Origin of the sequence: Pontibacter rugosus (genome assembly GCF_042678745.1) — a bacterium.
Taxonomy (GTDB): domain Bacteria; phylum Bacteroidota; class Bacteroidia; order Cytophagales; family Hymenobacteraceae; genus Pontibacter; species Pontibacter rugosus.
The window spans coordinates 16412-27085 of the sequence record NZ_JBHTLD010000036.1 but is presented as its reverse complement, the minus strand read 5'-3'; the positions used below and the strand labels follow the sequence as shown (position 1 = coordinate 27085).

The 10674-nt window shown below is 44.5% G+C and carries 11 protein-coding genes; 4 read left to right on the top strand and 7 right to left on the bottom strand.

All coding sequences use genetic code 11. The features are described 5' to 3' along the window. The 4 genes from ACFQ2O_RS06170 to ACFQ2O_RS06155 form a co-directional block, all read right to left on the bottom strand. On the bottom strand, positions 1-745 hold a 745-nt coding region (locus tag ACFQ2O_RS06170; protein WP_377524067.1), incomplete at its 3' end, for a LytR/AlgR family response regulator transcription factor. A gap of 29 nt (positions 746-774) precedes the next feature. Next, a complete protein-coding gene (locus tag ACFQ2O_RS06165; protein WP_377524064.1) occupies positions 775-3705 on the bottom strand; it encodes a two-component regulator propeller domain-containing protein in 2931 nt (976 codons plus the stop codon). A 300-nt stretch (positions 3706-4005) separates the two neighbouring features. Continuing rightward, positions 4006-4875, bottom strand: a complete 870-nt coding sequence (locus tag ACFQ2O_RS06160) for a hypothetical protein (RefSeq protein WP_377524061.1) — start codon at positions 4873-4875, stop codon at positions 4006-4008. A gap of 119 nt (positions 4876-4994) precedes the next feature. Further along, a complete protein-coding gene (locus ACFQ2O_RS06155) occupies positions 4995-6227 on the bottom strand; it encodes a glycosyltransferase family 2 protein (protein ID WP_377524057.1) in 1233 nt (410 codons plus the stop codon). Between the two features lie 258 nt (positions 6228-6485). On the opposite strand from ACFQ2O_RS06155, the gene ACFQ2O_RS06150 reads away from it, so the two are divergent. Genes ACFQ2O_RS06150 through nadD form a run of 4 tightly spaced genes read left to right on the top strand, consistent with a single transcriptional unit; the run spans position 6486 to position 8548 of the window. Further along, entirely contained in the window at positions 6486-7079 is a 594-nt protein-coding gene (locus tag ACFQ2O_RS06150; protein WP_377524053.1) for a sigma-70 family RNA polymerase sigma factor, read from the top strand. Between the two features lie 27 nt (positions 7080-7106). Next, positions 7107-7388 (top strand): hypothetical protein, encoded by a 282-nt coding sequence (locus ACFQ2O_RS06145; RefSeq protein ID WP_377524050.1) that lies wholly within the window; start codon positions 7107-7109, stop codon positions 7386-7388. A gap of 6 nt (positions 7389-7394) precedes the next feature. Then, positions 7395-7979: a guanylate kinase gene (gene gmk / locus ACFQ2O_RS06140; RefSeq protein WP_377524047.1), complete on the top strand. Its 585-nt coding sequence runs from the start codon at positions 7395-7397 to the stop codon at positions 7977-7979. Beyond that, positions 7976-8548 carry a nicotinate (nicotinamide) nucleotide adenylyltransferase gene (gene nadD / locus ACFQ2O_RS06135; protein WP_377524044.1) on the top strand — a complete coding sequence of 191 codons (573 nt, stop codon included), beginning with the start codon at positions 7976-7978 and terminating at the stop codon, positions 8546-8548. The genes gmk and nadD overlap by 4 nt, the downstream gene beginning before the upstream one ends. 147 nt (positions 8549-8695) lie before the next feature. Here nadD and frr read toward each other — a convergent pair whose 3' ends face one another. The 3 genes from frr to ACFQ2O_RS06120 form a co-directional block, all read right to left on the bottom strand. After that, a complete protein-coding gene (gene frr, locus ACFQ2O_RS06130) occupies positions 8696-9259 on the bottom strand; it encodes a ribosome recycling factor (RefSeq protein ID WP_377524041.1) in 564 nt (187 codons plus the stop codon). Positions 9260-9308: 49 nt separating this feature from the next. After that, a complete protein-coding gene (gene pyrH / locus ACFQ2O_RS06125) occupies positions 9309-10085 on the bottom strand; it encodes a UMP kinase (RefSeq protein ID WP_377524038.1) in 777 nt (258 codons plus the stop codon). Between the two features lie 81 nt (positions 10086-10166). Further along, positions 10167-10667 carry an acetyl-CoA carboxylase biotin carboxyl carrier protein subunit gene (locus ACFQ2O_RS06120; protein ID WP_377524069.1) on the bottom strand — a complete coding sequence of 167 codons (501 nt, stop codon included), beginning with the start codon at positions 10665-10667 and terminating at the stop codon, positions 10167-10169. Positions 10668-10674 lie beyond the last annotated feature (7 nt).

Sequence of the window (10674 nt, the reverse complement as noted above, 5' to 3'; positions counted from 1 at the left end):
ATATAATGTTGAATCTGGACATGAGTGTTTTCTTATAAGATTTTCCGATAGGCACATCTCCCTTGGTAAAGACAACAGAGTTCTCCTCCAGTGCGTCTATCTTATCCAGGTTGGCGATATAGGAGCGGTGTACGCGGGCAAAGTTCTGAGAAGGTAGCTTCTGCTCCATATCCTTCAGCGTTGAGCTTACCAGGTACTTCTGGTCAGCCGTGACAATAAAGGAGTAGTTGTCATACGCCTCTACCCATAGAATATCGCTGTAATGTACCTTAATGATACGGTGTTTGACTTTTACAAAAATATAGTCAGTAGCAACCTCTGGTTCCTTGTTATCCGCATGGGCACCGTTTGTGCCTCTCTCTTCTTTATTATTTGAGTCGTGTTTGTATAAGGCGATCTCGATGGCAGAGCGCAGGCTCTTGTCATCAAAAGGTTTCACCAGAAAGCCATCAGGCTCGGTTTTTTTTGCACGATCTATCGTAGCAGTATCGGCATAGGCAGTAAGGTAAATAAACGGAATCTTAAACTCTTCCCGGATGCGTGAGCCGATCTCAACACCGTCGGCATTGCCACGAAGGTTAATATCAAGCAGCACCAGGTCTGGCTTTGTTTCTCGGATCATGTCAATCGTGTCTTCCCCTGTATCTATGGCGCACGTTTCATACCCTAAATCTTCCAGGCTGGCAGCAAGATCTTCCGCAATAATCACCTCATCTTCTGAAATCAGGATTTTAGGTTTTGTCATAGCAATAGGTTCATACGTTAAAAATTTATTTATGATGGCAAAACAAAATATAATGTAGATTTTGTGCCATGATTGTTGTAGAAATTAATGTGTCCTTCCAGCTTCTTGCTCAGCGACTGCACCAGCCTTAACCCAAAAGAAGAGCCTTGCTGCTGCTGCTGATAGAAGTTTTCGGGTAGGCCGCGGCCGTTATCGCTTACTGTTAGTGTATACTGTACTTCATCGTGTTGCGTTAGCACAATGCGTAGCATGCCCTGATCTTCTGGAGAAAAAGCATATTTTAAAGTGTTGGATACGAGCTCGTTGACAATAAGCCCTAAGGTTATGGCTGTATCTACGTCAACTTTTATCTCCGGAATATCCATCTCCAGCATTATGCGGTTCATGCTAATGCCGAAAGCAGCATACAGGCTTTCGCATACTTCCAGAAAATAGTCCTCCAAATTTATCTGCTCCAGGTCGTTGTGGCGGTAGAGGCGTTCGTGCAACAGAGCCATACTTCTTACGCGGCTGCGCAGTGCCTGCATCACATCTTTGGCAGCTGGGTCTGGTACATGTCGGGCCTGTAAATTCAGCATACTCATCACAATCTGCAGGTTGTTTTTTACGCGATGATGGATCTCCTGCAAAAGAATTTCCTTCTCCCGGTTTTTGCGTTCCAGCAAGCGGGTACGGTGGTCTACTTTCATCTCCAGCACGGTATTCATTTTTACCAGGTTGCGCTCGCGCAGGTGCACCACGCTAAGTATGGCACCGGCTATCACCACAAGCAGCACCCCTATAAACCACTCACGGCGCCAGATAGGAGGCACTATGGAGAAAGTATAGGAGAGAGGGCGCGGCGTCCAGTAACCATCGTTGTTCTGGGCAATCAGCTCAAAGGTATAGGTGCCAGGCAAAAGATTGGCATAGGTAGTGAAGGAGCGGCTACTAGCCGGCGACCAGGAGTCTTCATAACCGGCTAAGCGGTACTTATACCTTACCTGGTCCTGCCCCGATAGGCAAACTGCATGAAAGTTAAAGGAAAGATGATTCTGCGTATGTGGCAACCGTAGGTTCTTTGGCAGGCTTGTCAGGCTATCCATTTGATAACCTAGCTCCTGCCAGTTAGTGGGCCTGGAGTAAAGCATGACATCAGTAAGCATCACGCTAGAGGGCTTTGTGTTCTGGCGATCCAGGTGAGGGATGTATTGTGTCAGACCTTTGGTGGTGCCAAACCAGATGGATCCGTCCTTAGATTGGATGATGGCGTTGTCGCATATTTCAAGGCCTCTGAAACCATTGTAGGAGGCATAAGTGCGGTAAGTAAATTTGCCTTCCTGTCGCAGGGAGGGTAACTGAATCTTAAGCACATCCCGGTTGGTGGCAACCCATAGGTTATCGGCCGCATCTGCAAAAATGCTTTTTATCGCTTCGTTTGGCAGTCCATCTTCTAGTGTATAAAGCTTTGTCTGATTTCCCTGAAGCATGAACAGGCCTTGGTTAAAAGCCGCAAAGTATAGGTTGCCCTGCTTATCTTCCGTGATAGAGCCAACCTCTGCCAGCTGTGAACCAGAGAACATCTGCACCAGTTCCCCCTCCTGTATGCTGAAGATTCCTTTGTCGGCACCCACCCATATGCTGCCTTTGCTGTCGAGGTAAATAGTATTAGCCTTTATAGGGTTTACAGGGCTTTCGAGCAGGCGCAGGGTGTCATCAGCAATGGTTGCTACTCCTGCAGCAGTAGCAAAATAAAGCTCTCCTGCGGGTGTCGCTATTGATTGATAAATATCCGGGGAGGTGACACGATCAGGAAACGTAAAGTGTGTAACATCCTGTGCTGCTATTTTCCAGATGCCGTTGCTGCTACAAACCCAAAGGCCTTGCTCGGTAGGTTTAAGGCTGTAAACAGTGGTGCCGCGTGGCCACGGCTGTTGTACCCAGGCAGGAGTTTGCTTCTGCATCTTTGCTACATCGCCCTCATCAGTAGCCAGCCAGATGCCACCGCTTTCGTCTTGTGCCAGTGCCGTAACGCGGGGTTCTGTTATGCCCGGGAAATCAAAAAAATGAACAAACCAAGGGGATTTATACTGCTGTAATCCATAGCCGTTTGTGCCAATCCAGAGGTTGTTTTCTGTGTCCGTAGCCAAAGCAGTAATCCGGTTGGTGCGTAGGCCACTTCGGCGGGTAAGATGCGTAAAAGCTTTGCCATTATACTTTAGCAGTCCGTTCCGCTGCAAGCCAATCCACAGGTTGTTGTAGTTGTCCTTTGCAAAACTGCTGATGTGGCTATGCGCCAGGTGGGCTGGTAGCTGCACTTTACTCAGTGAGTTTAGGCCCATTTGCGCCAATCCGGCAGCAGTTCCGACCCATGTGTTGCCGCTCTTGTCTGATAAAAGAGCGGTGATGTAGTTGTTGGTGAGCTCACTGTTTTCTGTCGTAAAGTTAGTCACCTTACCTAAGTATAGGCTGTACAGGCCATTTTCTTCGGAACCTGCTAACATCTTACCGGCATTGGTATGCGAGACGGCCGTATACGCTATATTGGGTATTGATTTATACTTGACGATGTTTCCATCAGTCAAAGAATACATACCTTGGTTGGTTGCCAGCCATAGCCGGCCTTTATTATCCTCTGATATAGCTCGTACTGCTTTGGCGGTTAACCCCTGCGCTTCTCCATATTGCCGAAAGCCTGCTCCTGTAAAAAGTAGTAAACCAGCATCTGTAGTCCCTATCCAAAGGCGCCGTTGGCTATCCAGAAAAAGAGTGGTGATGTTATGGCTGCTCAAGCCGTCTTCCTTGGTATAGGTTTTAAATTCAACCCCGTTAAAGCGGCTGAGCCCAGCGCGGGTGGCTAGCCACAGAAATCCTTTGTGGTCTTGCTGTATAGCTGTAATTTGCGATTGCGGCAGGCCTTGCTCAAGCGACCAACTTTGGATATTATATTGTTGGGCCAGCGCAGCAGATGCGGCAGCCATGTATAGGAAAAAAATAACAAGTATGCGTAAGCAGTGCATCAAAAGCCTCCGGAGTTTCTGTGCTGCCAACCTCTGCCGGAGAGGCTGAATAACAGGCGTTAAAGTATGAATTTGCTTACGGGCTTATCTGCAAAAAGTCTATATAAAATAGTTTCAATTTTTTGGTGAGGTATACTTACTTGCCTGTGGACAGGTAAAGATAGAATGCTTAAGTGGTGCCGGAGTTATCTTTATGGCTGCTCGTTTACAAGTATAAATAGAGACCTCTGTTGTCGATATTTGTGTTTAGCGAAGGCAGTGCTATTTTAAGTAGGTTACTTCTTTAGGAGGGAAAACTTTGTCCAGTATCTTATGAAGGCGCAGTTTCGTGTTCTTCATTTTATAGCAAACGGGGAGTTCTTTAAAATCAAAGTGCCTCATACGTTCTATATCCTGCTCTACATGGTGCTCCTTTAGCAACGATTCTAAGAAGAAATCAGCAATGGCTGTGTTCCATGTGTCTTTGGCGGCCCAGTAGTGGCCTATCCACTTATCAGCCGGTTTAATACCATATATTTTAGCCAGTGCTAGCGATACGGCATATTGCTCTAGCATAAAACTGGTAACACCTGCCATTAGCATTTCGTCGCATATGCGCAGTGCCAGCTGTATTGCTTCTACGTTACGGTGAGCAGGTATACCAATCACTCCTGAATTCCACATGGTCTGTTCTTCCGTTATGGAGATGCCTGCAAAGGTTTTGCCGCCTACATGGTTCCACATTCTTCTTACTGTCTTGCTCTTTTGCTGAGCCAGCACACCTTCCTCCTCATGCATAAGTGCGGTGTTTTCGGCAAGAAGTTGTTTGAACCTTAAGTCGTAGTGATACAGGAAAGTATCGGAGTCTACGTATATCACCGGTTCTCCGCTGTTATGCATGATATGGTGCTCCAGGGCCTTTATCTTAATTCTGAAGAGATAGTTTTTGGCGCCTTTCCACTCCTGTAGCGTCTCTGGTGATAAAGGTACAACAGTTATAAGCCCTGCCAGGTGTTTATAAAAATCAGGATGATCTGTATAAACAGTGATAGATGAATACTCTTCTTGCTTGCAAAGGAAGGACAGGATGCAAAAGTTAGCCTGGTAGTGATTCTTTATGTTCGATCCGAAGGTTAATAAAATTAAGTTCATCCCTTAAAATATAGTTGTTTGAGAGAAGGTATGTCAGGTATAAAGCAGGATTGCTTTCTTCAAAAATCAAAGATATTTAATAATGCTCTCTGCTTTCAAAAACACATCTTACACATGCTCTAGTTATTCTTTTTCAAGCCGTTTGCAGAGAGTAAGGCCGCTAAACTGTCTTGTATGGAAGTCCCAGCCAGGAAACTACTATTAGAAAAGTTAAAGCTTTGTAAATCGCTTTTCCAGAAAGCAATTGCATAGGATGCATGGTTAGATTCAAAGCTGGAGTAAGTGCCTTTTTTAGCTTTCAATTTGCAGTCTTTTATTAAATCTGGAGCAGGAGCGACATCGCTATTCATCAAAACAATATACTCACCATTTGCAAGGTTGATAGCCTCCTGTAGTTCCTGTGCCTGATCCTTGGGTTTAGTTGTAAGCGCTTGGTGAACAAGGATATGTGCATGCTTTATTTTTACTACAAATTCTTCTGCAGCAAGGCCTGTTCCTGTCAAAAAGGCTTCATTGGGCGCTTCGTTTAGCTGCGCCAAGCTATACTTAAGGGCAGCCAATTCCACTGGTTTATTTCCTTTCAGGATAATTAAGCTGATCTGTAGTGTCTGATTTGCTTCATACAGCTTCATGTACTTATAAAAGGAATTTGCGGCGTTAGTAAAGGAGATGGTCAGACCCTCGTAGCCATACAGAAAGCCGCGTTGCAGAATATAGTTTCTGAAGAAAGAGAAGGCGCCTTTGTAGTAGCTTTTGAATGGTGATGACTTTTTTAGAAAGCGGTTTTCTGTTGCAAAAAGCGACGTATACTTATCAGATTTAGCTATCAGCTGCGATATAGAATCGTAAGAGTAATGATGTAGTATGCCAGTTAAACGCTGTACGCGTAGCCCCTCCGTGCGAACGTACTCATGCACCTGCAGATCAGCAAAACCAGTTGCGCCTTTGTGGTATAAACGCAGTACATAGTCATTGTCCCATCCGCAGGCTTTAATTAGCTTATTACGGTAATAATTGTTGCGCTTGATGCTATAAGCCATCTTCGTGTCGGTCAAATCAAGGTGCAGCAGCTCCTCTCTTAGTTCCTCTGATAATACTTCGTCACTATCAATAGAGAGAATCCAGGCATTTGCAGCATGCTTAGCCGCCAGGTTTTTTAAAGGCCCAAACCCTATAAAAGGAGATTCAATAACTTTTACGTTAGGAAACTTTCTGGCAATACTGAGGCTGCTGTCTGTGGAGCCGTTATCAAGCACGATAATTTCTGAAAAACCTTGCAGGGCACTAAGGCATGCAAACAGGTGCTTCTGGCTGTTTTTTGTGAGTATAGTTACTGAAACCGAATTGCTCATAGATAGCGAACCCTATCGAATAGAAAAATAAGTTTTGGCAAAACTACATAGATACCTACTAACTCAGCTAAAAAAACGCATGAATCATACTTAGGCGTTAAATTTACGTAAGGAGCTATTAAAACTCTTAAATTCAGATACGGGATGCGTAACAGTTGCAACCCAAAACGTACTACTACTGTATGTAATTAAAATTCCTATATTTGCGTATAATACGCGATGGAGGACTTCCACAAAGTACAAAATCCATTATTATAGATGAGCGAGCAAACAGGTAAACAACAAAGTAAAGAGGAGAAAGATGCACGGTTTGAGGCTGAGTTGCTGCCCGTGCTCGACCCTCTGTACAATTTTGCCTACAGACTCACCCTCGACGAAGATGACGCCAATGACCTGGTGCAGGAAACCTATCTGAAGGCATACCGCTTTTTTGACTACTTCGAGCAAGGAACTAATGCAAAAGCATGGCTGTTCCGAATCCTGAAGAACTCCTTCATAAATGAGTTTCGGAAAAAGAGCAAACAGCCTGCCAAGGTCGATTACAGCGAAGTAGAAGGGTATTATAATACCGATGACGTAGAGGGTGAAGGTGGTGTAGCATCCACGACAGACATGCGCACAGAAAGTGTGCAGGACCTGATCGGTGATGAGGTAGCCAGTGCACTGAATGCGTTGCCTATCGATTTTAGAACGGTGATTATACTTTGTGATCTAGAAGGCTTTACCTATGAAGAAATGGCCAAAATACTGGACATTCCGATAGGTACTGTGCGCTCCAGGCTGCACCGCGCCCGAAATTCTTTGAAAGAGAAGTTGGAAAAGTATGCTAAAAGCATGGGTTATAATAGTTAGAGGAAATTTTAAAGAGTTTGAGTAAAGATGGAATCAAAATTTACAGAAGCATATCAGGAAGCACCTGATGAAGCGTACGCAACAGATTGCGAGCGAGTATCTTACATGTTAGACATGGTGATTGATGGAGAGGCATCTTCAGAAGATCAGAAATACTTTAACAACCACATTGAAGAGTGCGTCAACTGCTTCGAAAGCCATCAGAAACAAAAGCTCCTTAAAGGACTAATTAGCGGTCATCTACAGCGCGTGATTGTGCCAGAAAGTCTGGCATATTCTATCAAAGCCAAAATACAAGAAACCCTATAACCCCTAATGCAAGGCAAGATTATCATTTTTTCGGCTCCATCTGGTGCCGGTAAAACCACTATTGTAAAGCATTTGCTCAGCACAAACCCACACCTGAGCTTTTCAATTTCAGCCTGCACACGCGATAAACGCGGCCGCACCGAGGAAAACGGCAAAGACTACTACTTTATCACGCCAGACGATTTCAAGAAGAAAATTGAGAACGATGAATTTGTAGAGTGGGAGGAAGTTTACGAAGGAGCTTTCTACGGCACGTTAAAATCTGAGATCGAGAGAATCTGGAAGAGCGGTAAACACGTAATTCTGGATGTTGATGTAAAAGGAGGGTTAAGTATAAAGCACTTCTACAAAGAGAGAGCTTTGGCTGTTTTTGTGAAACCTCCATCTATTGATGAACTGGCTAACCGCCTGACCGCACGCAACACGGACTCTGCATCGAGTATTAGCAGCCGGGTTTTCAAAGCAAAGTTTGAAATGGGCTTTGAGGATCAGTTTGATAGAGTGATCATAAACGATGACTTAGCCAAAGCCTGCACCGAAGCTGAAAAGCTTGTGAATGATTTTATTAAAGCTGAACCGTCTATCGTATGAAGGTAGGGCTACTTTTTGGCTCCTTCAATCCAATCCACATCGGGCACCTTATACTTGCCAACTTTATGGCTTCCAACACTGATTTGGATGTGGTATGGCTGGTGGTGTCTCCGCAGAACCCTTTTAAGCCCAGCAATACCTTGTTGCATGAGTTTGACAGGCTGGAGATGGTAACACTGGCCATAGCCGAAAACCCAAACCTTGGTGTATCTAACATCGAGTTTAGTATGCCTAAGCCAAGCTATACGATAGACACGCTGACGTACCTGCAGGAAAAATATCCAAGCTATGAGTTTGTGCTGTTAATGGGGGAGGACAACCTGCCTTTGTTTCCGAAGTGGAAAAACTCAGAAAAGATACTGGAATATCACAAAGTATACGTGTACCCGCGCTCAGGTTCTATTACGACAGAGATACCGGAGATGTCTAATATTTCATTTGTGAAAGCACCTATACTTGATATCTCCGCTACTTTTATTCGGCAGTGCATCCGTGAGGAGAAAAGTATACGGTACCTGGTGCCAGATGCTGTAGCAGCTTATATCCAGGCACATAAGCTGTATCAGTAAACTTTAGACGCTAGATTGTAGACTTTAAGATATAAGACTCTTATTGCTATAAAAAAGAAGCCCCGCAGAGTTAATTGCGGGGCTTCTTTGATTTTAAACTATAGATGAAAGTCTTGCATCTATAGTCGTATGTCTAACATCTTATTCTTAAACTGTCATGATTTCTGCCTCTTTCTTACTTAGCAGTTCATCAATTTTAACAATAAAGTTATCAGTTAGCTTCTGTACTTTACCTTCAGCATCGCGTACGGCATCTTCAGCAGTTCCTTCTTTCTGAAGCTTTCTCAATGAGTCGTTCACATCTTTGCGGATGTTACGAATACTGATCTTGCCACTTTCTGTTTCGTTTTTCACTTGCTTCACAAGGTCGCGGCGGCGCTCTTCTGTAAGTGCAGGGATGTTCAACCGTATGGCATCTGCCTCTTGTTGCGGGTTCAGGCCTAGGTCGCTGTTTTTGATGGCTTTGTTGATTTCGCCCAGCATGTTTTTCTCCCAAGGTCTGATTAACAGTGTGCGTGCATCAGGGGCAGAAACGTTAGCCACCTGCGAAAGAGGTGTTGGCGTGCCGTAATAATCAACTCGCAGCTCTTCTACCATAGCAGGAGAGGCCTTGCCAGCGCGAATTTTGGTTAGCTCGCTGTGCGTATGCTGCACAGCCTTCTGCATAGATTCCTCTGCTTCGCTGAGGTAAAACTGAATTTCTTCCGTCATATCTATTTACTTAATATCGTTCTGAAATATTTTGGGCAAAAATAGCAAATTATTTTTTGTCAGTTTTTGCGTTTTGCTGTATCTGGTCTACAGTTTCTTTAAGCGTATCGCCCAAGTCGTCCATACTTACTAAAGTACCTATATGCTCACCTTCCACCAAACGCTTTAGATTGCCTGCTGTGTTCATGTCAAACACAATAATAGGCAGATCGTTTTCTTTGCAAAGCGTGAAGGCCGTCATATCCATTACGTTCAAACCTTTCTCGAAAACATCTTTAAATGAGATGTTTGAGTAGAAGATAGCATCAGGATCTTTCTCAGGGTCGGCAGAGTAAATGCCATCCACACGAGTGCCTTTCAGCACTACATCAGCTTCAATTTCTATGGCTCGCAAAGAGGCTGCTGAGTCAGTTGTGAAGTATGGATTGCCAGTGCCGGCTCCAAAAATAACTACGCGGCCTTTTTCCAGGTGGCGCACTGCGCGGCGGCGAATGTATGGCTCGCACACCTGCTGGATGTTTATACCTGATAAGAGGCGGGTGTATACCTTTAGTTTTTCAAGAGCACTTTGTAGCGCCATGCTGTTGATAACAGTAGCCAGCATACCCATGTAATCGCCCTGCACACGGTCTAACCCAACCTGCTCGGCCTGCACACCTCTGAAAATATTGCCGCCACCAATCACTACTGCCACCTCTACTCCTAGAGCTGCCACATCCTTAATCTCCTGAGCATACTGTAACAGCCTGTTAGAGTCGATGCCGTACTGCTGGTCGCCCATCAGTGCCTCACCACTTAGCTTTAGCAAAATTCGTTTATACTTCACGGTAATTTATCTGTATAGGTTATGAATTCTTTTACACAAAGAAGCGGCTACCGTGGCAGCCGCTCTTCTTTATACTTAAATCTATTGAAAGAGAATCAGAATCTGGTTCTTTTCTACGTTTTGCTTTACCTGTACTTTTATCTCCTTCACCACGCCTTCGCCCGGAGATTTCAAAATGTTCTCCATCTTCATCGCTTCAAGAATCATGATAGGATCACCTTTCTTTACCTCCTGGCCTGGCTCAACCTTAATTTCAAGTATAAGCCCTGGCATAGGCGCTTTTACATCATTTACCTTATTAGCGTTGGCATTGCTCATGCCCAGCTTGTCAAGCAAAAGGTCGAAGCGGTCTTTTACGCTTACGGTTTGTATGGCTCCGTTGATTTTAAACGTAAAGGTTTTCTCCTGGTAATCAGCTGAAACAACTTCAGCGGTAAAAGATCGTGCGCCTTTGATAATATGGTAAGTATTAGGACCTATAGGGGAAATGTCCCAATCAAATGGGGTTCCGTCTAATAGAATGGCATCTTTTTGTATATCAACCTGCCATGTTTTCTCGTTACCGGTTTTTACCTGAAGCATCTTCTTT